The sequence below is a fragment of the Ruegeria sp. BHSC276 genome (assembly GCF_059612945.1).
Genome location: NZ_JBXWRP010000003.1, coordinates 1 through 24646, shown reverse-complemented (window position 1 = coordinate 24646; position 24646 = coordinate 1). Strand labels below are relative to the sequence as shown.

At 59.7% G+C, this 24646-nt stretch carries 24 protein-coding genes, 1 tRNA gene and 1 pseudogene; 10 read left to right on the top strand and 16 right to left on the bottom strand.

Annotated elements, in window-relative coordinates; translation table 11 throughout:
* The first annotated feature begins 62 nt into the window (after positions 1-62).
* Positions 63-401 carry a carboxymuconolactone decarboxylase family protein gene (locus tag AC2FMD_RS03800; RefSeq protein WP_496687299.1) on the top strand — a complete coding sequence of 113 codons (339 nt, stop codon included), beginning with the start codon at positions 63-65 and terminating at the stop codon, positions 399-401.
* 278 nt (positions 402-679) lie between these two features.
* Here the strand turns inward: AC2FMD_RS03800 and AC2FMD_RS03795 are convergent, their stop codons facing one another.
* The 4 genes from AC2FMD_RS03795 to AC2FMD_RS03780 form a co-directional block, all read right to left on the bottom strand.
* Positions 680-3187 carry a GcvT family protein gene (locus AC2FMD_RS03795; protein ID WP_496743013.1) on the bottom strand — a complete coding sequence of 836 codons (2508 nt, stop codon included), beginning with the start codon at positions 3185-3187 and terminating at the stop codon, positions 680-682.
* Between the two features lie 225 nt (positions 3188-3412).
* Positions 3413-4810, bottom strand: a complete 1398-nt coding sequence (locus AC2FMD_RS03790) for an FAD-binding oxidoreductase (RefSeq protein WP_496794691.1) — start codon at positions 4808-4810, stop codon at positions 3413-3415.
* A 92-nt stretch (positions 4811-4902) separates the two neighbouring features.
* Complete coding sequence (gene ggt, locus AC2FMD_RS03785; RefSeq protein ID WP_496743014.1) at positions 4903-6693, bottom strand: gamma-glutamyltransferase; 1791 nt, start codon at positions 6691-6693, stop codon at positions 4903-4905.
* A gap of 92 nt (positions 6694-6785) precedes the next feature.
* Entirely contained in the window at positions 6786-7772 is a 987-nt protein-coding gene (locus AC2FMD_RS03780; protein WP_496678522.1) for a 2-hydroxyacid dehydrogenase, read from the bottom strand.
* Positions 7773-7937: 165 nt separating this feature from the next.
* Between AC2FMD_RS03780 and AC2FMD_RS03775 the strand changes: the two genes are divergently transcribed.
* A complete protein-coding gene (locus tag AC2FMD_RS03775; protein WP_496687414.1) occupies positions 7938-8426 on the top strand; it encodes an SH3 domain-containing protein in 489 nt (162 codons plus the stop codon).
* Between the two features lie 441 nt (positions 8427-8867).
* Here AC2FMD_RS03775 and AC2FMD_RS03770 read toward each other — a convergent pair whose 3' ends face one another.
* The gene (locus AC2FMD_RS03770; protein ID WP_496794690.1) at positions 8868-9497 is read right to left on the bottom strand and encodes an alpha/beta fold hydrolase; all 630 of its coding nucleotides are present in this window, start codon (positions 9495-9497) and stop codon (positions 8868-8870) included.
* 200 nt (positions 9498-9697) lie between these two features.
* Between AC2FMD_RS03770 and AC2FMD_RS03765 the strand changes: the two genes are divergently transcribed.
* A tRNA-Gln gene (locus AC2FMD_RS03765) sits at positions 9698-9772 on the top strand.
* A 172-nt stretch (positions 9773-9944) separates the two neighbouring features.
* Here the strand turns inward: AC2FMD_RS03765 and AC2FMD_RS03760 are convergent.
* The 7 genes from AC2FMD_RS03760 to AC2FMD_RS03730 form a co-directional block, all read right to left on the bottom strand.
* Positions 9945-11585 carry a recombinase family protein gene (locus tag AC2FMD_RS03760; protein WP_496794689.1) on the bottom strand — a complete coding sequence of 547 codons (1641 nt, stop codon included), beginning with the start codon at positions 11583-11585 and terminating at the stop codon, positions 9945-9947.
* Positions 11582-11992 (bottom strand): DUF2924 domain-containing protein, encoded by a 411-nt coding sequence (locus AC2FMD_RS03755; protein WP_496794688.1) that lies wholly within the window; start codon positions 11990-11992, stop codon positions 11582-11584. The genes AC2FMD_RS03760 and AC2FMD_RS03755 overlap by 4 nt, the downstream gene beginning before the upstream one ends.
* Entirely contained in the window at positions 11982-12248 is a 267-nt protein-coding gene (locus AC2FMD_RS03750; protein WP_496794687.1) for a DUF3489 domain-containing protein, read from the bottom strand. Before AC2FMD_RS03750 ends, AC2FMD_RS03755 begins: the two co-directional genes overlap by 11 nt.
* Before the next feature lie 499 nt (positions 12249-12747).
* On the bottom strand, positions 12748-13746 hold the full coding sequence (locus AC2FMD_RS03745) for a DUF1254 domain-containing protein (RefSeq protein ID WP_496794686.1): 999 nt from the start codon (positions 13744-13746) through the stop codon (positions 12748-12750).
* 11 nt (positions 13747-13757) lie between these two features.
* On the bottom strand, positions 13758-14855 hold the full coding sequence (locus AC2FMD_RS03740; protein WP_496794685.1) for a DUF1214 domain-containing protein: 1098 nt from the start codon (positions 14853-14855) through the stop codon (positions 13758-13760).
* 195 nt (positions 14856-15050) lie between these two features.
* Complete coding sequence (locus tag AC2FMD_RS03735) at positions 15051-15797, bottom strand: transporter (protein WP_496794684.1); 747 nt, start codon at positions 15795-15797, stop codon at positions 15051-15053.
* A 239-nt stretch (positions 15798-16036) separates the two neighbouring features.
* On the bottom strand, positions 16037-16306 hold the full coding sequence (locus AC2FMD_RS03730) for a hypothetical protein (RefSeq protein ID WP_496794853.1): 270 nt from the start codon (positions 16304-16306) through the stop codon (positions 16037-16039).
* Between AC2FMD_RS03730 and AC2FMD_RS03725 the strand changes: the two genes are divergently transcribed.
* The 5 genes from AC2FMD_RS03725 to AC2FMD_RS03705 all read left to right on the top strand — a co-directional run bounded on the left by AC2FMD_RS03725 (position 16224) and on the right by AC2FMD_RS03705 (position 19293).
* Entirely contained in the window at positions 16224-16415 is a 192-nt protein-coding gene (locus AC2FMD_RS03725) for a YMGG-like glycine zipper-containing protein (RefSeq protein ID WP_496794846.1), read from the top strand. The genes AC2FMD_RS03730 and AC2FMD_RS03725 overlap by 83 nt on opposite strands.
* A 55-nt stretch (positions 16416-16470) precedes the next feature.
* Positions 16471-16839 carry a YmgD family protein gene (locus tag AC2FMD_RS03720; RefSeq protein ID WP_496794683.1) on the top strand — a complete coding sequence of 123 codons (369 nt, stop codon included), beginning with the start codon at positions 16471-16473 and terminating at the stop codon, positions 16837-16839.
* 118 nt (positions 16840-16957) lie between these two features.
* A complete protein-coding gene (locus tag AC2FMD_RS03715; RefSeq protein WP_496794682.1) occupies positions 16958-17479 on the top strand; it encodes a hypothetical protein in 522 nt (173 codons plus the stop codon).
* Between the two features lie 76 nt (positions 17480-17555).
* Complete coding sequence (locus AC2FMD_RS03710) at positions 17556-17891, top strand: RcnB family protein (RefSeq protein ID WP_496794681.1); 336 nt, start codon at positions 17556-17558, stop codon at positions 17889-17891.
* A gap of 40 nt (positions 17892-17931) precedes the next feature.
* Positions 17932-19293, top strand: coding sequence for a mechanosensitive ion channel family protein (locus AC2FMD_RS03705; RefSeq protein ID WP_496794680.1), 1362 nt, complete (start codon positions 17932-17934; stop codon positions 19291-19293).
* A gap of 132 nt (positions 19294-19425) precedes the next feature.
* Here the strand turns inward: AC2FMD_RS03705 and AC2FMD_RS03700 are convergent.
* Positions 19426-20037 (bottom strand): annotated as a pseudogene (locus AC2FMD_RS03700) (IS630 family transposase); the annotation flags it as partial.
* A 73-nt stretch (positions 20038-20110) separates the two neighbouring features.
* Between AC2FMD_RS03700 and AC2FMD_RS03695 the strand changes: the two are divergent.
* Positions 20111-21145 (top strand): IS110 family RNA-guided transposase, encoded by a 1035-nt coding sequence (locus tag AC2FMD_RS03695; RefSeq protein WP_496794679.1) that lies wholly within the window; start codon positions 20111-20113, stop codon positions 21143-21145.
* A gap of 211 nt (positions 21146-21356) precedes the next feature.
* Here the strand turns inward: AC2FMD_RS03695 and AC2FMD_RS03690 are convergent, their stop codons facing one another.
* From AC2FMD_RS03690 to AC2FMD_RS03680, 3 genes are all read right to left on the bottom strand, one after another.
* Positions 21357-21746 carry a transposase gene (locus tag AC2FMD_RS03690; protein ID WP_496794678.1) on the bottom strand — a complete coding sequence of 130 codons (390 nt, stop codon included), beginning with the start codon at positions 21744-21746 and terminating at the stop codon, positions 21357-21359.
* Positions 21747-21785: 39 nt separating this feature from the next.
* Positions 21786-22370 carry a ligand-gated ion channel gene (locus tag AC2FMD_RS03685; RefSeq protein WP_496794677.1) on the bottom strand — a complete coding sequence of 195 codons (585 nt, stop codon included), beginning with the start codon at positions 22368-22370 and terminating at the stop codon, positions 21786-21788.
* Between the two features lie 189 nt (positions 22371-22559).
* Positions 22560-23705: a BamA/TamA family outer membrane protein gene (locus tag AC2FMD_RS03680; protein WP_496794676.1), complete on the bottom strand. Its 1146-nt coding sequence runs from the start codon at positions 23703-23705 to the stop codon at positions 22560-22562.
* Between the two features lie 252 nt (positions 23706-23957).
* Here AC2FMD_RS03680 and AC2FMD_RS03675 point away from each other — a divergent pair, with 252 nt between their 5' ends.
* Positions 23958-24563 carry a L,D-transpeptidase gene (locus tag AC2FMD_RS03675; RefSeq protein WP_496794675.1) on the top strand — a complete coding sequence of 202 codons (606 nt, stop codon included), beginning with the start codon at positions 23958-23960 and terminating at the stop codon, positions 24561-24563.
* The last annotated feature ends 83 nt before the right edge of the window (positions 24564-24646 follow it).

Below are 24646 nucleotides of genomic sequence, written 5' to 3'. Positions count from 1 at the left end.
GAGACAGCTCCAAAACCCTATACACATGCCAACAACGATATGTTTGAAAAGGGTAGCTACACATGAGCTGGAAAGAAAAACTCTCTGCCACAAGATCGGGGCTGAGAAACCTGAACGGCGCGGTCCCCGACACGGCCCGCGCCTTCGGCGCGTTGAGTAAGTCCGTCAAGGAAGGCGGAACGCTTGACTACAAGACCAAGGAATTCGTCGCCCTCGGCATCTCGGTCGCGGTGCGGTGCGAGCCCTGTATCTCTCTGCATGTCGAAGCCCTGATCAAGGCGGGCGCAACCCGCGAAGAGGTCGCGGATGTTTTGGCGATGAGCATCCAGATGGGCGGCGGGCCGTCAATGATGTATGCGGCCAAGGCGCTGGAATGTTTCGATGAACTGACCTCGGACTGAGCCAGGTGCCCCGCTCGGAAAGCCTGCCAAGGCAGGCTTGCCTCCGGCGGAGGTATTTTTGAACAGAAGAAGGGTTTTGTTTACCATTCTCTGAAAGTCTGGAGATGCGGTACAGGCGGAGGCGCCGATGACCGCAACAGGAGAAGGCCCCCTGCCACAGGCGGGGGGCTGGATCATTTCTCGATCCGGCTGCTTCTTCTGTTTGAAAATACCTCCGCCGGAGGCATGGGCCGCCGCAGGCGGCGCATTCAGGGCGCGCCGCCTGACAGGGGGAGCAATCAGCCGTCCTTGCGGATGGTTTCGTTCTTCGGGTCGTAGGGGCTGTCGCAGGTCACGACCGCATCCCACAGCTTGTCGAACATCTTGACCTTCAGCTTGGTGCCTTCCACCGCCAGCTCGGGCTTGACGTAGCCCATGCCGATCGATTTCTCGAAGGCCACCGAATAACCACCCGAGGTCAGACGGCCCACACGCTCGCCTTCGGGCGTATAGAGCGCCTCGCGGCCCCACGGGTCGGCATCCTCGGGCCCGTCGATAAGCAGGGTGCAGCATTTCACCCGCACGCCGGTCTCGATCAGCTTGTCCTTGCCGTGGAATTCTTTGTTCAGATCGACGAAACGCGGCAGGTCGGCCTCGAGCGGGGTAGCGTCGCGGCCCAGATCGGTGCCGAAGGCGCGATAGGATTTCTCCTGCCGCAGCCAGTTTTGGGCGCGGGCGCCGACCAGCTTCATGCCGTGCTTCTCTCCGGCTTTCTCCAGCAGGTCGAACAGGTAGTTCTGCATCTCGATCGGGTGGTGCAGTTCCCAGCCCAGCTCGCCGGTATAGGCCACGCGGATCGCGTTGACCGGGCACATGCCCAGTTCGATCCGGCGGGCCGACAGCCACGGGAAGCGCTTGTTCGACAGGGCGGTTTCGGGCTCGGCGTCCTTGATGACCTCTTTCAGCACGTCGCGCGACTTGGGCCCGGCGATGGCAAAGACGCCCCACTGGGTGGTCACGTCCTGGATCTCGATATAGCCGAACTCGGCCATCTTGTCCTCGGCCGCCTTGCGCAGGAAGTCGGCGTCATACTCGGTCCAGGCACCGGCGGAGACGAGGTAATATTCGTGCTCCTTCAGGCGCACGATGGTGTACTCGGTGCGGGTGGTGCCGTGATCGGTCAGGGCATAGGTCAGGTTGATGCGCCCGACCTTGGGCAGCTTGTTACAGGTGAACCAGTCGAGGAACTGCGTGGCGCCCGGCCCTTTGACGATGTGCTTGGTAAAGGCGGTGGCGTCGATCAGGCCGACCCCGTTGCGGATCGCCTTGGCCTCTTCCACGGCATATTGCCACCAGCCGCCGCGGCGGAAGCTGCGGGCGTCGTGGTCGAAATTCTCGGGCGCATCCAGCGGGCCGTAGTAGTTCGGACGCTCCCAGCCGTTGACCCAGCCGAACTGCGCGCCGCGCGCCTTCTGGCGGTCATAGGCCGGGGCGGTGCGCAGCGGGCGGCAGGCCTCGCGCTCTTCGTCCGGATGGTGCAGGATGTAGACGTGCTCGTAGCACTCCTCGTTCTTGCGCGCGGCGAACTCGGTGGTCATCCAGTTGCTGGAGTAGCGTTTCGGGTCCAGCGAGGCCATGTCGATCTCGGCCTCGCCCTCGACCATCAACTGCGCCAGGTAATAACCGGTGCCGCCGGCGGCGGTGATACCGAACGAGAAGCCCTCGGCCAGCCACATGTTGCGCAGACCCGGCGCGGGGCCGACCAGCGGGTTGCCATCGGGAGTATAGCAGATCGGGCCATTGAAATCGTCCTTGAGGCCAACCGTTTCCGTGGACGGAATCCGGTGGATCATGCTCATGTATTCCTCTTCGATCCGCTCGAGATCCAGCGGGAAGAGGTCGGCGCGGAAGCTGTCGGGCACGCCATACTCGAACCGGGCCGGCGCGTTGCGCTCATAAGGGCCCAGGATCCAGCCGCCGCGTTCCTCGCGCACATACCACTTGGCGTCGGCGTCGCGCAGAACCGGATGCTCGGGGTTGCCGGCCTCGCGGAACTTGACCAGCTCGGCGTCGGGTTCGGTGACGATGAACTGATGCTCGACCGGGATCGCGGGGATCTTGATCCCCAGCATCCGCGCCGTGCGCTGCGCGTGGTTGCCCGAGGCGGTCACCACATGCTCGGCCGAGACGACGATCTGCTCGTCTGACGGCACCAGGTTGCCGCCCTTCTCGACCATCTTGGTCAGGGTCACGTCCCAGTGGTCGCCTTTCCATTCAAAGGCATCGGCCTGCCACTTGCGCTCGATCATAACGCCGCGCTGACGGGCGCCCTTGGCCATCGCCATGGTCACGTCGGCCGGGTTGATGTAGCCGTCGGTCGGATGATAGATCGCGCCGACCAGATCCTCGGTCCGCACCAGCGGCCACCGCTCCTTGATCTGGGCCGGGCTCAGCCATTCGTAGGGCACACCGCAGGTTTCGGCGGTCGAGGCATACAGCATGTATTCGTCCATACGCTCCTGCGTCTGGGCCATGCGCAGGTTGCCCACCACCGAGAAGCCCGCATTCAGACCCGTTTCCGCCTCGAGCGTCTTGTAGAAATCCACCGAGTATTTGTGGATGTGGGTCGTCGCGTAGGACATGTTGAAGAGCGGCAGCAGACCCGCCGCGTGCCAGGTGGACCCCGCAGTCAGTTCGTCCCGTTCGATCAGCATGACATCGTCCCAGCCCGCCTTGGCCAGGTGATAGGCAATCGATGTGCCGATGGCGCCGCCGCCAACGATCAATGCTTTGACTTGGGTTTTCATGTGCCCGCTCTCCGGATTGAGTCTGTTTGGCAAGGTTTATGCCCAAGCGCATGGCAAACCGCCAAGTCCATCCGACGCAAAACGGTACAAAACCGACCTGCGCGCCCTCAGCGCCGGAGAATGCTCGGCAAAACGGGTGGTTCGGGGACCCAACGGCGGATGAAGCGCCGCGCCTCTTTCACCTGTTCCCGACTGCCTTTGCCAAGACCGACCATCCGGTTCAGATCAGACGATCTTGCCCGGGTTCATGATGTTGTGCGGATCCAGCGCGGCCTTGATCGCCCGCATGTAATCGACGGCCGGCCCGAGTTCCCGCGTCAGGTAAGGCTTCTTGCCCTGCCCGATCCCGTGTTCGCCCGTGCAGGTTCCCTCCATCGAGATGGCCAGATCGTTCAGCCAGCCGACGAAGTCCTCGGCCTTGGCGACCTCGTCCGGGTTGTCCATGTCGATCAGCAGCAGCGTGTGGAAATTGCCGTCGCCGACGTGGCCCACGACGGGCGCCAACAGGCCAAGCTCTGCCGCCTTGTCCTGCGCCGCGGTCACGCATTCCGCCAGGCGCGAAATCGGCACGCAGACATCGGTCGATATCCCGCGCGCGCCCGGCCGCAGCTGCAACGAGGCCCAGTACATGTCGTGCCGCGCCTGCCACAGCTTGTTGCGCTCTTCCACGGTTGCGGTTGCCGCGAACCCGGTCCCACCGAATTCGTCGGCGATGTCGCCGAAAGTCTCGGCCTGTTCGGCGGCGCTCGCGTCTGAGCCGTGGAACTCGAGCAGCAGCAGCGGCGTCTCGGGCAGATCGAGGCCGGAATAGGCATTGGCGGCCCTGACGGACAGCTGGTCCAGAAGTTCGATCCGCGCCACCGGCACACCGTATTGGATGGTGGCCATCACCGCCTGGCAGGCCGCATCGACGGACGGAAAGGAACACCGTGCTGAGGTGATCGCCTCGGGGATGCCATGCAGGCGCAAGGTCAACTGGGTGATCACCCCCAGCGTGCCTTCGGCGCCGATCAGCAGCCGGGTCAGATCATACCCGGCCGAAGTTTTTTTTGCGCGGTGGCCGGTGCGGATGATCCGGCCGTCGGGCATGACGGCTTCCAGGCTCAGGACATTGTCCTTCATCGTCCCGTAGCGCACCGCGTTGGTGCCGGATGCCCGCGTTGCGGCCATGCCACCCAGCGAGGCATTCGCGCCGGGGTCGATTGGAAAGAACAGCCCCTTGTCACGCAGGTGGGTGTTCAACTGTTCACGCGTGACACCGGGCTGGACGATGCAGTCCAGATCGCCCTCGTTCACGGCCAGAATCCGGTTCATCTGGCCCAGATCAATGCAGACTCCGCCCGCCGGCGCGTTCACATGCCCTTCCAGCGACGTGCCCGTTCCGAACGGAATGACCGGCACCTTGTGCGCGGCGCAAGTTTCAACGATTTCGGCCACTTCTTCGGTGGAGGCGGCAAAGACCACCGCATCCGGGCTCTGGTTCTCGATCCAGGTCGTGGTGTGCCCGTGCTGTTCGCGCACCGAGGCGCCGGTTTGCAAACGGTCGCCGAAACGCTGCTTGAGAATGCCGATTGCGGTCTCGATCCCCGCCGCGTTTCTCTCCAATGTGGCTGCACGGCCCATGGCATACCCCTTTTCTGATCCACTCTGCGCAAAGCGTTTCAATGACTAGATTGCCCGCGCGCGGCAGGCAATCCCCGGCCCCTGCGACGTGATCACTCGCCCAGCGCGATGCCCTCGCGCCGGGGGTCCGCTCCACCGCGCAACCCGTCGCGGATCTCGATTGCGTGCAGACCCGATGTCAGATCGCGCGCGTTCACCTCGAACCCCAGCCCGGCCAGCGCATCGGCAAGCCCCTCGGCCTCGGTCCCGGCCTCCACGTCATAGGTGCCGAAGCGGTTGACCAGATGCGGCAGGGCGACCGCCTGCTGCGCGTCCATGCCCCAGTCGGCCCAGGCAATGATGGACTTGGCGACATAGCCGATGATGCGGCTGCCGCCGGGCGATCCGATCGCCAGAACCGGCTCTCCGTCCTGCAGGACGATGGTCGGGCTCATCGACGACCGGGGGCGCTTGCCCGGCTCCAGCCGGTTGGCGATTGGTACGCCGTCCTTGTGGGTGCGGAACGAAAAATCGGTCAGTTCGTTGTTCAGCAGGAACCCGTTGGTCATCAGGCGCGAGCCGAACCCGTTCTCGATGGTCGTCGTCATCGACAGAACGTTGCCAGCGGCATCGACGATGGAAATATGCGAGGTCGAGGGCAGTTCGATCGAAACATCGTCGGCCCAGTTCAGGGCGTGATCGAATTCGGGCATTCCCGGAGCCACCTCGGTCAGGGCCGCGGGGCCGGTCAGCAATGCGGCGCGCCCCGACAGATAGTCCGGATCGACCAACCCCTGCGTGGGCATGGGAACAAAGTCGCTATCGGCCATGTACCGGCCCCGATCAGCGAAGGCCAGGCGCGAGGCGTCGCCGATCAGCCGCCAGGCCTCGGCGCTGTCAGGACCCAGCGCCGCCAGATCGAACCCGTTCAAAAGGCCCAGGATCTGCCCCACCGTCAGCGCACCCGAGGACGGCGGCCCCATCCCGCAGACCTCATAGGCGCGATATTCGGCGCAGACCGGTTCGCGTTCGAGCACCTGATACAGCGCCAGATCCACCCCCGACAGGACGCCCGGGTTGCCCGGTGCGTTTAGGACGGTGCTGACGATATCCGCCGCGATCTCGCCGCCATAGAAACCGGCGGACCCCTCGCGTGCCAGAATGCGCAGGGTCCGGGCATAGTCGGGGTTGGTCAGCCGCTGGCCTTGCTGAATGGGCGTTCCGCCCGGCAGGAAATACTCGGCCGTGGCCGGGAACCGCGACAGACGCTCGGCATCGGCGGCCACCAGACTGGCCAGCCGGGGCGAGACCACGAAGCCTTCCTCGGCCAGGCGGATGCCATCCTCGAACAGGCCGGGCCACGGCGTACGCCCCCAGCGCCGGTGCGCGTCCTCCAGCAACGCAGGCGTACCGGGCGTGCCGACCGACAGGCCGCCCACAACGGCATCGAAGAACTTCAACGGTTCGCCATTTTCGTCCTGAAACAAGGTCGGCGTGGCAGCGCGCGGCGAGGTTTCCCGCCCGTCAAGCGTGGTCAAAGACTGCGTGGCCGCATCGTACCAGACCAGGAATGCGCCGCCGCCCAGGCCTGACGATTGAGGCTCGACCAAGCCCAGCACCACCTGTACTGCAATCATGGCATCAGCCGCCGAGCCTCCGTTGCGCAGCACCCTGGCACCCGCCTCAACCGCCAGCGGATTGGCTGCGGCTACCATCCAGTTCTGCGCCGAAACCGGCCGACCGGCCGCCTTGGCCTCGAGCGCGGCCAGGGCCCGTTCGGTCAGCGCCTGAACCTGACCTTCCGAGGCGGCCTCGGGGGCCACGGCATCGGCGGCTTCCTGTGAGATCGAAGGGCCGGCCAAAGCCAGCGCCGCAAGCGTCAATCCAGAAAACAAAACACGCATCCTCAAGTCCTCCCGAAAAAAATCTTACTGTGGGCCGCGCCTAGCGGGCCCCAAAAAAATCCCGGCCGCGCGATGACTGGCCGGGAGCAAACTCACAACATCGCAGGCACGACCTGATCGGGCGGGCGATGCCCGTCTTCGAAGGTCTTGATGTTGATGATGACCTTTTCGCCCATCTCGATCCGGCCTTCCAGCGTGGCCGACCCCATATGCGGCAGCAAAACCACGTTCGGCAGCTGACGCAGGCGGGGGTTCACGTCGGTTCCGTGTTCATAGACATCCAGACCGGCGCCCGCGATCTCGCCCGCGCGGATCATCCGGGTCAGCGCATTTTCATCCAGAACCTCGCCACGCGACGTGTTCACGATCACCGCGCTGGGTTTCATCAGCTTCAACCGCCGCGCATTCATCAGGTGAAAGGTGGACGGGGTCGAAGGGCAGTTGATCGAGATCACGTCCATTCGCGCGACCATCTGGTCCAGGCTTTCCCAATAGGTGGCCTGCAACTCCTGTTCGATCTCTGGGCGGAGGCGACGACGGTTGTGGTAATGGATCTGCATGCCGAATGCCGCGGCACGGCGCGCGACGGCTTGCCCGATACGGCCCATGCCCAGGATCCCCAGACGCCGCCCACCGATGCGGCCGCCCAGCAAGGCGGTCGGCGCCCAGCCGGCCCAGTCGCCTTTCTGCATGATCGAAAGCCCCTCGGGGATGCGGCGTGTCACCGCCAGAATCAGCGCCATGGTCATGTCGGCCGTATCATCGGTCAGCACCCCGGGGGTGTTGGACACCAAAATGCCGCGCTGCCTGGCGGTGGCGACGTCGATGTGGTCAACCCCGGCGCCGTAATTCGCAATCAAGCGCAGCCGCTCGCCGGCCTGGCCTAAAAGCCCCGCATCGATCGAGTCGGTGATCGTCGGGACCAGCACGTCGGCCTCTTTCACGGCGGCCGCCAGTTCGTCGCGCGTCATGGGCGTGTCATCGTCCCGCAACCTGACATCGAACAGCTCGCTCAGTCGTGTTTCCACCACTTCGGGCAACCGTCGCGTTACAACAACACTCAGACGTTCTCTCGGCACCTCAGCCCTCCTACCGCTTTGCAATCCGACGCGCGCCATGGCATCGTGGCGCAGGATCAGTTGGGGCACAAGAACCCCTGGGGCATCATCCCCACCTTTTTGAATCACGATCGACAGGCGTATGAGCAGGCAGTGAGCGCTTTTTTCCGGCTGAAACGCCCGCTTCTGGGCATTGTGACGGCGCTGTTCAGTGGTCTCGGCGTTTCTTCCGCCCATGCGGAGCAGGTCCGCGGCCAGGTCACCAACCTACCGATTCCACGCTATGTCTCGATGAAGGCCGCCGAGGCCAACGTGCGCCGCGGCCCGTCGCTGACCCACCGGATCGACTGGGTGTTCAAAAGGCGCGGCATGCCGCTGCAGGTGGTGGCCGAATACGGCAACTGGCGTAAAGTTCAAGACCGCGACGGCGCCGGAGGCTGGGTACATTATGCCCTTCTGTCAGGCGTTCGCACCGTCCTGGTCGAAGCCGACATGCTGCCGGTGCGCGCCAGCCCCGATCCGGGCGCACTGATCAATGCGCAATTCGAATCCGGCGTGGTGGCCCGCCTAGGCAGTTGCAACATTGACTGGTGTCGCATTTCGGCCGGCGGCTATGGCGGCTGGGCGCCCAAAAGCAACCTATGGGGCGTGGACCCGAACGAAATCCGCGAATAACCGGGATCAGGACGTGCGCCGGACAAAACCCAATAAGGTTTTAACAAGCGCTTCGGGTACATCCTCCTGCAGAGGATGCCCGGCTTTGGGCTGACGTAGATGCGGCTGTCCTGCGGCACTCGGACAGAGTTCCTGAAACACGCGGTCCGCGCCGGCCATATCCGGTCTTCGGCGCCAAAGTCCGTCAGGACCGGCGTCAGTAAATTTCGTTTCACGGCCAAGGCCTTGCGATTCGACTCGGATTCCCGGTCGTCCGGCCGGTCTGGCACCAGCACGGTAAACTGGTGCGCATCGGCATTGTAGCCATCATCCGGGAGCGGCGCGTCATAGTCGGAGGCCTCGGCCTCGGACAGATTGGACACCGCTCCGCCATGGACGTTTCGCCCGGCGCGAAACTCAGGCGTTTCCTGGCTGAACCGGCGCTACGCGGCGAACGCCGCGCTACAGAGGCTGGTCGCCTGTGAGCAGCGCCGCGTTCGCGACCATGATCCGCGCGAACCGATCCGGTATTTCGGCCCACAGTCGCTGCCCGATCAGCCCGCCCCAGTCCTGACGAAACGGGGTGGTGTCACGCAGATCGAGGCGACGCAACACCTGCCTCAACCGAAACACGTGGCGCGCATAGGTAAAATCGGTCCGCTCGACAGGTTTGTCCGATTTTCCAAAGCCTGCACGATCGGGCGCGATGACCCGGAGTCCGGCTGCGGCGACGGGCCGGATCATGTGACGATACAGGTACGACCAGGATGGTTCTCCGTGCATCATTGGTACCGGATACGCAGCCTTCGGCCCTTCGTCCAGATAGTGGACTCGCAATTCGCTGCCTTCGGTGTCATCCACCATCAGGTAGTTGGGTACAAAGCCGCAGTCCGGCAGGTCACTGAACCTGTGGTCCGGCGTGCTCAGCACCTTCATTTGGATCCTTCCCTTTGCCGTCCCCAGGCTGGCATGCCGACGGCAGGGCGACAGCATGAATGTCACGAAACGCAGCCCGTCATTGGCGCAAATCTTCAACACCCCCGCCGCGATCTCGCCGCCATTGATCCAACCCTGCGCGTACTTGAAACCCATATGATACACTGCCCCATTCGGACATTGATGGCGTTCAGGATCGAGCCCGAGCTTTCCAAACCGCCAAGCCGAAAACAGGGTTAGTGCAGCACTGCTGCACACCTGATGAGGAGGGTGCAAAAAAATTTTTATTCGCCCGAATTTTTTCTTCGAAAGCCCTTGAACCCCGCCAACAACAATCGTAAGTAGCCGCTCACCGTTGGGGTGTAGCCAAGTGGTAAGGCAGCGGTTTTTGGTACCGTGTATCGTAGGTTCGAATCCTACCACCCCAGCCAACCACTCCCCTAAATCCAGACCGTGCAAGGTGTGCTTTGAATACTCGCGTGTTATCCGTGGGTTAGCAGCTTGGCGCGCTTGCGCAGACCGTGGACCGTGTTGGTACACGGCCGCAAATCTCCGAAAGTCTGCGCTCGGCGTTTTCGCGGTAGCAGGTGTGGGTTTGGTGGATCAGAGAGTCGCGAGAAGCGCGCGCTGGTCCTGCCAATCAGATGGCAGGGTCCGCGATTTGCACCAGTCGGACGTAAAGCTGAGGGGCTGTTTGCCTTCCAGTACATCTCGCACGAGATCTGGCGCGAGGAAGGCGAGATCGATCATGTGCTGGACGCGGCGTTTGGAGATGTCGTCGGTCCTCGCGATGTCGCCGAAGGTCTCCCCAGCCTTGATCCGCTCCAGCCAGTGATGCGCAAGTGCGATGTTGCGGATGAGGGTTTCGTCTTTATTTCCGTTCGTTTCGGCCAGGATGATTTTCGTCTCTACGCCACGCTTACGTAGCTGGAACGGCGCTTCGATCTGCAGGGCGTTTGCGTCCAAAGCATCGGCGTCGGTATCCAGCATCGCCGCCACGCCTTTGATATCTAGTTTGAGCAAAATCTTTCCCGGCGCAATCTCGATGCGTTCGACCAGCGAGAGGATGTCCTTGACATTCGGCCCGTTGGTCAGATCCTTCAGCTTGCTTCGGACGTGGGCGATCTCGCTGGCGTCGGACTGCTGGCAAACATGGCTCGCGAAGGTTGGTTCTGCGAGATGGCGACGGGTAAGAGTGCTGGTCTGTGCCTCAAGATGATCTGCAGGCAGGCGCCAGCCATCGAGGTTTTCCTCCCCGCTGCGCGCGATCAGCCGGTGCGAGACATAATAGCGCAACCGCGTCCCCGACTTCGTTTTCGAATGCGATGGCGTCAGCCGGTCTCCGGTTTCATCGAAAATTTTCCCGCACAGCAGCGACACGCGGCGTGGCGTCTTTCGATAGCGAAGACGCGAGGCCGTACCCTGCAGGCGCAGTTGGATGTCATCCCATCGGTCGGGCGCTATGATCGGGTCGTGCTGACCATCATGCACCTTGTCGCGATGCCGGATGCGCCCGGCATAGACCGGGTTCGTCAAAACGTGATGGATATGCCCTCTGTCGAAGGTGCCACCGCCGCGGGCCTCACCCGATGACAGTATTCTGCGCCGGGTACGCAAATCCAGCGCATCGGCCTGCTCTTTTACCTGCCGGATTGTGCCATGCTGCTCATAGAGCGCATAAAGGGTCCGGATCGTCTCGGCCTCACACTTATTGACCTTCAGTGTCCGCCCATGCGGATCATACCCCATGGGCACCTGCCCGCCCATCCAGAGCCCACGACGCTTGGAGGCTGCGATCTTGTCCCGGATCCGTTCCGCCGTCACCTCCCGCTCGAACTGTGCGAAACTGAGCAGCATGTTCAGCGTCAGCCGTCCCATACTGGTTGCCGTGTTGAACGATTGGGTGACCGAGACGAAGGAAGCACCGGCGGCATCCAGGATATCGACGATCTTTGCAAAATCCGCCAGCGATCGTGTCAGGCGATCGATCTTGTAGACGACGATCTGATCGATCTTTCCATCTCCGATGTCCGCCAATAGCTGCTGCAAAGCCGGGCGTTCCAACGATCCGCCGGAGAGACCGCCGTCGTCGTACTGGTCTTGCACCAGCACCCAGCCTTCATGTCTCTGGCTGGCGACATACGCAGCACAAGCCTCCCGCTGGGCATGAAGCGAGTTGAACTCCTGCTCGAGTCCATCTTCCGAGCTCTTGCGGGTGTAAATAGCACAGCGAATATTCTTCATCTGCGATTTCCTGCCGGGCGGGTCAGGCCAAAGAACCGTGGACCTGACCATGTGGTACCGGTGATGTGCTTTGCGATTGCGGAGAGCGACGGCCAGTCCTTGCCGTCCAAACGATAGCCGTCCTCGGTCACCTCGACCTGGTAGGTCCGTCCGTTCCATTCCCGTACGAGGTGCGCGCCGAACCGAAGGTCACCGCCAGTGGTAACGTTAATCCGTTTGCCTTCTGCGATTTGTCGCAGCTTGCGCCGTGTCGCCGCCGGCAGACCGCCCGAAGAACGGCACTGCGCGTCATAAGCCACCGCCTTGCGCATAAACGCCACCGACAAGTACGGCGGCGGAGGAGACCCGAAAGCCTCCTGCCAGGCGGCGATCGCCAGCGGGCGATCCGGGTCCGGCTTACCGGGCATCTGTTGCCCCGGCCCCTTCAGCATCGCCAATTTTGGCGGGCGTGGCCGAGATCCGGTAGCGCTTGGGCTTGCCTTCGCCCGGCCTATCGCTCACCACTTCGTAGCCAATCTTGCGCAGCCTCGTCAGCGCCGCCCGCGTCGTGTGCGTCTGCCAGCCGAGCTTGTCGCTGATCATAGCCACATCCGCCCCAGTCTTCCGGGTCAGCATCTGAATAAGCTCTTCTTTTTTGGTTTTCCGTTTCGGTGATGTTGCCATTTGGTCTTCTCCTTTTGGTTCACGCAGGTTGAAAGTGAACCTGCTACCGAGGAGAGCCCGGAAACCCGGGCGACGAAGGCGCGGCGTAGTATTGGGTGCGTCGCGACATGGACAGTACCGCTCCATTATGACCGCAAGTCCAGTGGAAGAATGGCTGCTTAACGCAGAAAAGCAGTCATCTGATAAAAATAGTCAGATGACCGAGTCGAGCCCATTCCGGAAGTGATCCGTTTCCGAAGCTCGCAGATCCAGCATTAACATCGAACGGAGCCTCAGTTGCAACGCAGCGAGTAAAGCGGCTGTTCGCTCAACCGGACATTCAATGTCGTCAGACATACTGAAATCCGGACTAGAAGTTCGCTACGCCCGTGCCCGATGTCACGCATGCTGACGAACCGAACAAATACTTCAAGCATCTCACCAGGTGCAGAAATGCACGTCGCAGGATGCAATTCCAGTTGCAATGCCCGCAGAAGCTTATTCCGGACTTCGGAGGGTTTCAGCCCGCTGGTTGTGCGTTCGGGAAGGTCCAGCTTCCGTCAAGAATCTCCTCGCTGGGTTGGTACATCCGCACGGCGTAGTTCCATCCCGGAGTGATCGGGATGCAGTTCACCCGTCCGTCGTCGCAACTGCCGAAATGGATAGTGAATGAACCATCCTGGTTCGGTTCGGCGGAGAAGTTGTTGTAGCTGTTCACGCCGAGGTCGTTTTCTTGCAGGTAACCTTCTGCATTGTAGACGGTGATGGACCAGAAGGCGTCCACGGGCACGTCCTTGACGTTGAGCACGTAGGGTGTCTCACCGTCGTTTACGCCGGCGCTGGTGATGATGTATGAAGCCGCAGTCTTCGGCAGACCGCCCCATCCCGCCAAGGCGCCTATGAGACGCGCGACGGGCTGCGTGTCTTCCCTGCGCCCGAACGCATCGGACGCCTCGAAACCAAGCGTGGCGAGATCGTTGATCGCCCGTCGTGCCATCGCAAGTTTTTCCAGGTCCCAGCGGGGTGCATCGAAGGGGCCGGAGCCGCCACCGCTGATCTTGATCTGATCCTGAGCGGCATGAGCAGCCTCAATGTCTTCAGGATCGGTGACGTCGACAAAAGTTCGGAACGTAATGGATGCAAACCGAGTGCCCACATCTTCTTCGGTCAGCGTATAGGTTCCGGGCTGCGCCTCAACAAACATGTCGTGGTCCTGGTTGACTACATGCATGGACATGTACCGCACACCGATGTCGGGCATCTCTACTTCCACAGGCTCGGACAGATCCAAGAGGATGGCCGAGTAGAGCGTGTCCTGGTTCATCCGGATGACCGGTTGATTGTCGGGTGTCGTCGGTTCCCGATGGTGGATAAGCTCCCCAATTTCCATTCCATTGGCGGCCATGTTGGCGCGGAACATGTGGTCTGTTTCCGCGCGGATCAGGGTATCGATGGTGACATCCTGAGCGGCAGCCAGAGCAGGCACGAGCAATCCAATTACCAAAAGCTTCCTGATCATTGTTCTTCCTTTCAGTTTGCAGGCTCGGCGGCCGGGAAAGTCCAGCTTCCGTCGAGGAGTTTCGCCTCCGGTTGGTAGAGCCGGACCGTGTAATTCCAGCCCTCCATGATCGGCAGGCAGTTGACGCGGCCGTCCTCGCATTCGCCGAGATGCACAGTCATCGAGCCGTCTTCGTTGCGCGTTCCGGTGACGCTGTTGATATTGTAGGCGTTGAGTGTGTTGGGTTCGTAGAACCCTTCGGCATTGTACAGGCTGATTGACCAGAACGCGCCCACAGGAACGTTCGCTGGCACTTCGATCCTGAATGCGTCCGGTGGCAGGCCCGGATCTACGTTCAGGTACAGTGCTTCCGTTTCGGGAAGCCCGCCCCAACCACCTGCTGTTCCGATAAAGTGTCTTACGGCAACAACATCTTCCTTATCGCCAAACATATGGAAACTGTTCGGCACGAACGGTCCAATGCTCAGAATGGAGGCGACTAGCGCTTCATAACTTTCTTCATCATAGTCCGGTGGAATGAAGGGTGCCGCTGATGCCGCATCCAGCGACATCAGGTCCTGAAGAGCGTTCACCTCGGCCACGTCGTCCGGGTCGGCGGCGTCCACGAGCGTGCGCATAAAGACAATGACGTAGGGCGTTTCGAAGGTCTCCATGTCGAGAGTGTAGGTGCCGCCGCCGTGAAACACCTCGTTGATGTAATGGTCTTGATTGATGACCATCGCAGACATGTAGCGATCGCCCACATCCGGCAGCGTCAGGGTCGCCCCTTCGCTGATGTCGATGACGGCAACGCTATAGAGCGTGTCTCGGTTCATCCGGATCGTCGGCTGGTTTTCCACCGGCGTCGGATCACGGAAATGGAAGAAGCGATTCACGCCGCCCGCGAGCGAGACATACTTGTCGAGTTCGATATCCGTTGCCGCGCGCACGAAATTATCGATGGTGACCGGGACTTCGCGGGATTCAACTAAAGCTTCCACGGTGTCGCTCGTGGTTCCAAGGCTATCCGCATAGGCTGCGCTCAGCAAAAAAAGGCTAAGAGACGCCGCGCCAAACGTTGCGGCGGCCACAGAAAAATTCGTGAAACAGGACTTGATCGGCCGAGCCATTTTTCCCTCCCAAATTCCTTGAATGCATTCATTCAACAAATGTCTTTAAAGCGTCCTCAACGGACGGCGGTTCTACGAGAAGACGCTAAGTCTTTGTGTCCATTTCGTCATTGACTCACATCAAGTCGTTTGTCGGAGGCAGTACAATGAGGGGCCGTTTTGGATCCGGAGGTACTTTCAACCGGTTGGAATTTCTCAGCGTGGAAGGACGACCTGAGCCTGAAGGCGGAAGCGCCAGTCTTTGGGGCCGCCATCAGGACTTTCAACCCAGTATCCTACGCCCGCCTGCCAGTTGACCGGTACGCGCCCGATCGGTTCCAACTTGGAGACGCTGAAATTTATCGGAATACTCCAGTCACTAGCTTCCCAATCGTAGGTCGACTCGCTCGTCACCGAAAAAGTCCAAGCGCTCGGTGTGGAATACGCGACAAACGGCTGAACAAAGGTCTTGCTGATTTCCGTTGTCGGGTTGCTCTCAATATCCCAGAGGTGATTGGCGAGCCCGCCATAGGTCCAGGGCCCGGATTGCTTGAGCGCGATCGCCGTTAAACCGGCTGCCCACGTATCGGACGAGACGTCCGTTTTGGTCGGGATCTGTACGGCTGGCCCGATGCCCCAGGTCACCCCATTACGCGGAGCGGGCGTGTACCAGGCCGAAAACAGGATGTCGCCGAAGCCCTCCTGCGACGTGCCCGGGATCACGTCATCAAGCCAAATATAGGGCACGATTGTTCGGGTAACGATGGTCGCGCCATTGTCGAGGCTGAAGGGGACAACCGGTTGAAAGTTCAGGATCGTGCGCTTCCCGTCGCCGTCAGGGCCGAGGTTATCGTCGAAGTTCAACTGGAAAGGAACAGAAACGATAGCGGCAAGCGGATTTGCAAGTTTCTGTGCCAAATCGGCTTCCCGGGCAAGTTCTGCATCGCTTTGCGCTACGGCCATGGCGGCTACAGACCATAACCCAATCGCCAAAATGTATGGTGAAAACTTCATCGCAGTCTCTGAAGTGGCATCAACTTCGGTTAGGTTAACTTCAACGCAATAAACAGCATTGACTTAGATCAATGAAAACAATCGCTAACTGGCGTACCCGTAAGCCATTAGATCAGTTTGGTGTGGGGGCTACGCGAAGTGAGTTTGTCGAATTTCTGTGTGCTTTAATGAGTGGATGTACAAAGCATTCACCGCCATTTTTGCAACCCGGTCAGTTTCATTCGTCTGTTGAAGACGGCTTCTGGAGCACTCGTCGGCGGCAAGTTTTCACACCTTCTTTTTGAGACATACCTGGCCAGATAGGTGAGCGCATTTAGAATCTGGAAACGGAACAAGGAGAAAACAACCATGCTAAGAACACGCAACCATCTGGCTTTGCTACTCATTGCGGCACTTGCCACCGGCGCGGTTTTACCAACACCGGCTGACGCACTAAGTAAGCGCACGAAGAATACCATGGGTGGCGCAGCGATCGGAGCTGGCGTCGGGTACATCGTCGGCGGCAGCAAGGGAGCGACCGGTGGTGCCGTCGTGGGCGCAATCGCCGGTTACAACAAGAAACGCTAGGCACTCTCCGCCAACTGCTTACGAAATTGATAAAAACGTAAATGGGAGACAAATCATGTCACTATTTTCAAAATGCGCCGGGACCGTTTTTGCAGGCGTGATCGCCTACGGCGCCCCTGCGCTTGCCGACGAAGAGATGGATCGCATGCTCGAAGCTGCCATGCCGCACATGCACCATAGCTGTGAAAGCATCCTTGCCAACTATCCTGACGATGAAGAAGCTGTGGCTGAGATCGTCGGACTCATGGTTGCGGTGTCCTTGTTCAACCGCGAGTTCGACGTGCTGAAAGAAATACCGGATGAGGCGCAGCGTGAAACGCTCAGGGTCGAGTTCATCGATCGCCTAGAGGAGGTGTGTGAGGCCGACCCGGACATGCTGCTGGCCGGGGCCGTCGATATCGCGACGCGAGACGCGATCAACTGAGGCGTTGTGCAGCAGATTGCTCCTTTCGATAACTCAGAGAAATCACTCATGAGTTACACCAACAGTTTGCAGAACACGGAATGACGTTCTCAACCATTTAAACAAGGAGAAAAGTGATATGAAACTGACCAAGACAATCGCGCTGACCGCTGCGACACTGATGGCAGCGAACACAACATTTGCCAGCGAACTGCCCGGTTCGGCGGACATGATAACATTTCATTCAACCGTTGAAGGCTGGAACGTGTTCTCGGATGCGGAACGCGAAGCCTGTTATGTCGAACGTTCCGACGACGCCGGCCACGTCGTGCAGGTTGGGCTCACCAAGAATCAGAAGCATGGCTATTTGGGTGTATTCACGCTCGCGGACGTGAAGATCAGGAAGAAGGAGAAGTTCGATGTCGACATCAATGGCTTCACCTTTGACGGCAAAGCGCGCGGCATGAAGAGCAAGAAACTGCAAGGTGATTACAGGGGTGCATACTTTGTCATCAAGGACGACAACATGGTGAACGCGCTCATGCAGGAAGGTACGATGACCGTCTTTCCCAAGAAGAATGACGCCTTCCAAGTCAATCTGACCGGTTTGAACGCCGCTGTCGAGGAAGCCAAAGCCTGCACGGCAGCAATGTCCAGCTGAGGCTGGAGAAGAAGGCGTTCGGTCGCGGCGGTTTCTTATAACAATCCGCCGCGGTCGCCTGGTGGGAGAAGGCAAGATGGCCATCAGACTATTACTAATGATCACTCTTCTGCTCTCTGTGACATCGGGAGCGATGGGCGATACGAAAAAAAAGCCGGGCAACACAAAAACGCCCCCGGGTCTTGCGAAGAAGTCGGGGCAGATGCCTCCGGGGCAATACAAGAAGATTTACGGTAAGGGCGACAAGCTGCCTTCCGGCTATTCCTGGATTGACGACTACGCTCGTTGGGGATTTCCACCACCGCCGAAGGGGCAGGGCTACGTGCGGTACGATGACCGGGTGTATCGGGCCGCGCGCGATACGTTGATCGTGATCGAAGCGATCGGAATAGCATCCGATCTGTTGAAATGACATGATGCAAAGGCCAATCGAGGGACCGGCAATCTCTGTCTTGCCATCGTTCAAGTCTCGGCAGGCGCCTTCGTGTCGTCGTCTTCCGAAGTTGCGCCTCCCCTGCGCCGGGTTCCTGTTCGCCGCCGCAATCCTGATAGCTTCATGTTTATCCGGCAGTTTTCCGGCACAAGCCCAGACGAGCGAAGACATGACAAGTCTTTTCGAACGCGTTCTGGACCCGGACCGGGAACCGCAGGATATCCGGATCTTTCTCGCGCTTCTGAGAGCGCCGGATCTGAAGAATCTGGCCCTCAGAACCGAACAGGAGATTCAGAAGGTCTTTTTGCACGGGATCGACCTGAACATGTCCTTGCAAGAGGCTGACAGCGATCAGCAGAAAGCCATCAGGCAACAGCTCGTCGTGAACTCGGAAATCACTTTCGAACTTTTGGCCAAATATCGGCGGATCCTGAATGCATGGTCTGATCGCGGCGGTGATCCGAATGAAATCCATCCACATCGCCGGTATCTTTGGTATATGACCAGCGATCTCACCAGAACCACCGAGTTGCAGACGCTGGTATTGTTCTTCAAGGATTGGCTTTTCTCGCCGTCCGGGGGAGTCCGCGTGGCCTTTGATGTTCTTTTATTTGCAGGTTCTATCATCGGGCTGTTCGCCGTGTCAGCTACTGCGAGAAGATACGCCACCAGGCGGATCGACAAGTCGGACAATGCCTCTGAATTGTTGAAAAGTTTTATTGCGCAACTGGCCTTTTGGCTGACTTTGGTGATGGGTCTTCTGGTTTTGCTATCGGTCAATGGTATTCGTATCAGCCCCGCACTCGCTGTATTCGGCGGCGTCAGCTTCATTCTTGGATTTGCGCTACAGGATACGATCGGCAATGCCGTAAGCGGGCTGATGATCATGTTGAACAAGCCCTTCGATCTGGGCGATTTCGTGCGCATCGGAAATGAAGCCGGCTCTGTGAACAGCATGTCAATCATGTCGACGAAGATCAGGACGCCGGACAATCAGATCATTCAGATTCCCAATTCGAAAGTCTGGTCTGACGTGATCGCAAACGCGAGCGCCTCGGATACCCGGCGGGTGGATTTGGTATTCGGCATCTCCTACTCAGATGATGTCGATCGTGCGATCGAATTGCTCAAGAACCTTGTCGAAAATCACCCAGCCTGCCTGAAGTCGCCAAAAGCGGACGTGTTTCTGGGCGAGCTCGGCGAGCATGCGGTAAATCTGTATTGCAGACCCTGGGTCGCGACCCCGGATTATTGGCGTGTGTACTGGGAACTGACAGCGGCGGCCAAAAAGTCCTTTGACACAAACGGGATATCGATACCGTTCCCGCAGGTCGAGGTGCATGTCAAGCCAGCGGAAGGAAATGTCATTTCTGGCGCTTGATGGTCGGCAAGCAAATCGCCGAAGAGTGTCTACCCCCCACCAATCGACTACCGGTTCAGGGCCGACGGCAGTCCCGTTTACCACAATGCGCTGAAGCTGACTGTCCAAATGCGGTCATAAAGCATCCCGCCATTAACTTGAGACATATCCGGCAGCCTTAAAGTAGTTCCGGCACTCTTGCGGGGAGTAGAGATCGCAGACCTGGGCGATGGCCTCGAACATGTCTGTGAAGGTCCGTGCGCCGATCCGTCTGAGGTGGGCCTTGAGCTTCGAGAAGGCCATCTCGATGGGATTGAGGTCGGGGCTATAGGGCGGCAGGAAGAGGAACCAGCAACCGGCGTCTCGCATCGCCCTGGCCGCGGCGGCGTTCTTGTGGGTGGCGAGGTTGTCGAGGACGACCACGGTGCCAGGCGCCAGTTCCGGGACCAGCACCTTCTCGATGTACGCCGCAAATGCCGGACCGTCCATGGCACCCTTGATCACCCAGGGCGCGATCAGAGCATCGGCGGTGAGGCCTGCGATGAAGGTCTGTGTGCCCCACGAACCGAACGGGGCGTCCATGACCAACCGATCCCCACGCGGCGCCCATCCTCTGAGCCGGGTCAGGTTCGTCTTCACTGAGGTTTCATCAATAAAGACAACGCGTTCGGGCTGCGCCGTCACTGCTGGAATACGGCGCCTGAACCAGTCTTCCCGTTGCCGCCTTACCTTGGATCGACGACGCTCGGCGGCCTCCAGCGACTTTTATGGAATGGCCCGCCCCTCCCGCCGGTACCAGGCTATGGTGCCGTTGTTTCAGAGAGGAAGGAGCGAACCGATGACTATTGTGACCCTTGGAATTGACCTGGGCAAGAACCTGAACAGCGTGGTTGGACTGGATGAGACTGGGCAGATCGTTCTGCGCCGACGCGTCAGGCGGGCGACGCTTGCCGATCTTGCAGGCAAACTTCCGGCTTGCACCGTTGCCATGGAGGCGTGCTGCGGGGCGCATCATGTCGGTCGCCAGTTCGCCGCGAACGGGCATGAGGTGCGACTGATGTCGCCGGAATATGTCCGCCCTTATGTCCGCGCGCAGAAGAACGATGACAACGATGCGGCCGGGATCGCAGAAGCGGCGACGCGACCGACGATGCGTTTCGTCGAGATGAAAAGCCAGGATCGGCTCGACCTGCAGACCTTGCACCGGGTCCGCTCCCGTCTGATCACTGCGCGCAAGGCGCTTTTGAACCAGCTTCGCGCGATCCTGCTTGAACGCGGGCATACCTTCCGGCAGGGGCGCAAGGTTCTCGAGCGTGAGCTTGGCCCGTTTCTTGCCGAACCGCCGTCGGAGCTGTCGCCCCGTATTGTGACGCTGATCGAAGACATGCGCGCCGAGTGGCAGTCGCTTGATAAGCGGATCGATGGATTGAATGACACTCTGGCCGACCATGCGCGGTCCGACGCAGCGGCGCGCCGACTGACGTCGATCCCCGGGATCGGTGTGCTCGGCGCGACAGCCCTGGTTGCTGCGGTCGGAGACGGCGAGGCATTCCGTCGGGCGCGCGACATGCCGGCCTGGCTCGGTCTGGTGCCGCGGCAGATGACGACCGGCGGCAAGCCGAGGCTGCTCGGCATCACCAAGCGAGGGAACCGATACCTGCGCACGCTGCTTATCCACGGCGCACGGGCGGCACTCCCGAGCCTGTCGCGCCAAGAGACGGCACTGGGTGCCTGGCTTCGAGCGCTGCTGGCGCGCGTGCACCGCAACGTGGTCATCGTCGCGCTCGCGGCCAAGCTCGCCCGCATCGCCTGGGCGAGCATGCGCCATGGCGTCGACTTCGAGCCGGCATGGGGGCAAAGCGTGACAGCGTAAACGAAAGGATTTGCCGCGATATCCCACGCGGCGCAGCGAGGTTGGCGAAAGGAGGCTGATGGCCGGAAGGGTCGAACACCCGCGTCCCCGGAACCCTGGTTCAAAAAACGGCGCTTCGACGCCGCGTCTTTTATGAGGGCCAGGACGCGCGGATATCCATCATGGCGAGGGCCAACGTGCCACTATGCCGGATACGTTAGCGCACGACCTGTCAACGCCAGACGCAATCGACTTGCCAACGGGGCGGGCCATACGTTTTGTGCGTATAACCGAGCTTGCGAAGGAACTTGCCGATCGCGTTCGGGTGGGCGCGTACGCCGGTCGCGTCCTGCAAAGCAGACGCCAGCTCAAGCATCGTGATGTCGCCGTCCTGCGCGATGATCTCCGAGAAGAAGGCGCGATGTGGATCAAGCTTTCCCTTGCCCTTGGGACGGCCTTGTGGGGCTGCGCGGGCCTGCCCGGTTCGCCGGATCGACAGGGACCAGCGCGCGCCGGTCGCCGGTGACAGCTTCAGACGCAACGCCGCCGCACGCCCGCTTAACCCTTCCTCAATCAACCGCTGAAACCGCGCCCGAAGCGCTTCCGGTAATGGTGCTGACATGATCCATCCTCCCAAACAGGATGAATCACACATCACGCTTCAAGGGAATCCCAACGATTCAGGTTTTCGGCGGAGTGCTTTAGGGAAAAATTCAACAACGTCGCTGGGATGCAAGGACGTGATTCCCAAGTAGAAGGGCTGTGTGTCCAGCGGAAACTTTCGAAAATTGAAATGCGGGGCCTGAAGTGTGATGGTTGCGCGTTCATAGTAGTTTGCCGTTCCGTCACTGTTCACGGTTATGATTGCCTGCTGCTCCCATCGGCGTTCCTGCTGGTTGTGGATTACGAACCCGGGTACAATTGTCGGCAATTCCGCGGCGGTTTTCCTAAATTGGTCCACGGTGAATGGCTTGTAATCCCGCCCATAGTCTTCCGGATTGAACGCCAGTTTGGGGTCGTGCCACTGAAGGCGGATGTTGGCGACAGTCGAAAAGTTTTCAGACTTCTGATCGACGAAAACTATCTGCTCCACGCGGATTCCGACGCCAACTCTAAGCTGGCCTGACGGATCAGTGCCAACTGAAGCGTCGGCTACAATTTCATTTGCTTCGGCAACCGCAGGCCCGGTAGCCACAGTGAAAATCAGGATCGCGATGCAGATCCCAACAAGTCCTCTGATCAGCATGTCCCCCCACTTCAAAGAACCCTGTCGGAAATGATACGCGAGCCGACTGTTTTGGACATTGATTTACAACAACTTTGAGAACTTCGCGTGCGCCGTGGCGATGCCAGCGCCGCGCTTCTCCTCAAAGTCCAAAGTCAAGCACAGAGATTATCGGGCTTTGCGCCACTAGCGAGGCTAAAATCTGTGATCTTAGAATGCCTGCCCAACGAAGATGTAATATAGAGTCTCGCCGTCGGAATTGAGTGTCGCATCGACAGAGAAATCCACGGGGAAGTTCTTGGACAACCGATAGCGCGCGCCCACGCCGACTGCACCATGAATGCCGGCCGAAGACGTCTTCGTACCACCCACCGATGCAGCCCCTGCGAATGCGACATATCCAAGGCGGCTGTCACCAATGCGCCCGCGATATTCTGCCTGAGCCGAAATAAGACTGTCACCAATATACTCCGTAACTGAGAAGCCCCGAAAACCGTCTGTCAGCCCAATCGAACACGCGTCAAAAAAGGGTGCTTTGTCCGATGCCAGGCACCCGGTCGCCGTCACTCCAAGCACGTCATCCGCTCGAAAGCCACGGCGAAAGTAGGAACCTTGCAATACAGCTTTGCTGTAATCGGAACCGATATCTCCAGTAATCTCTCCTTGGTATGTGTCAAGCGTCACTAGCGTACCGCTTGTAGGGTAGATGTCGGAATCCCGTCGGTCCCATTCCGCGATCAGTCCGTACTTGAAAACCTCAAGATCTGCCGACAGAGCGTACTCCGGCGGCAACACCCCGCCAAATGTAGTGGATAGCTCTGTGTCGGCATATTGCAGCCCGATCCCGATCGACAACTCCGACGTAAACCCGTACGCGAGCTCCAACTTGTAGAGGTCACCCGTCTGATCAATCGGGAAGTCAAAAAAGCCCGCGGTAAAGTCGTAGTTCAAATCCACATGACCAGCGAGGAATGAAACCAGATAACGGTTGTTGTTCAGCTTCAGATTTGCGCCGAGGGCATAACCGCTGCTGTCATTATCCGTGTAGAATCCGCCGAGACCAATCGATGACGTTTTGGACCCGCTGTCCGCGTTGAACAACCATGCGCCCCCTCCAGCGAGGCCATTGCCGATTGTGGGATTGCTGAACGGGATTGGCGCCAGAATGAAAGAGCCTGCGCGAAACCCAAACTCTCGCTCTTTGTCTGCGGAAACGATATCGAGCGTATCCTCTGCGAGTGACGTCTGCGCATGTGCAACTTCAGCTGCGAGTAATATCACAACAGCAACCAGGCAGGCCCAGGTCAAAGCACTAAGCTTCAATGGCTTCAATCGCCGGAAGGGGGAACTATACATCGCACCACCGAATGTTATGGCAATTTAACCAAGTCTCCCGTCTCTACCAACTTTATGTTTCGAAAACTTCGTTAGTTTGATCTGCAAAACGCTGAACTGAATACGTGCCAAAAACAGAGGCACAAGAGAGACAGCAAAATGCCATTTCAACGTGACAATATCGACTTCGCAACGAGAATGAAGTGCATAGATGATCACACTGCCGTAAGTTTGCAACAAATGGGTTGGCGGGACGCATAGTCAGAAAGTGCGATGAGTGTGAAAACAAAAGTGACGCGTCGGAGCTTCTTAATGGGACTGCTGTCTGTGGCCCCTGCCTGTGCTCCGCCATTAGAGCAGGTTGACCTGACCCATCCAAGCGAGTTGCCCTTGCCTTCAGAGTATGAACCGCGTCTGGTCGATGCTTCTGGTTACGCCCCGGGTGAGCTTCACGTTTTTCCGGACACTTTTACCCTGCTTTGGACCCATCCCGGTGGTCGAGCAACGCGCTACGTGGTCGGCATCGGACGACCTGGCCGGTATTTCAGCGGTAACTTCTACGTCGGGGATAAGCGGGAATGGCCCGCGTGGACCCCGACCGCTGCGATGCTACGGGACAATCCTGAGCTCTACGGGCCCCACGCCGCCGGAATGCCGGGCGGGCCCGACAACCCTCTGGGAGCGCGTGCGTTCTATCTCTACCGGTCGAATGGCAGGGATAGTCTTCTGCGGATTCATGGCACGCATGATGTTCGTGGTCTTGGGCGGGAAGTTTCGAATGGGTGCGTGCGCTTGGCCAATGCACATGTCATCCCGCTTTACACACAGGTTCCGATCGGCACACGCGTCGTCCTACATACCCGCGCAGGATTGGGCTAACGCGTGCTCTGGCGCTAATACTCTTGCAAGCGCCGCGACGAACATCTCCGCTGCGCGGCCGCGGCACCGGTATATTCCGTGTG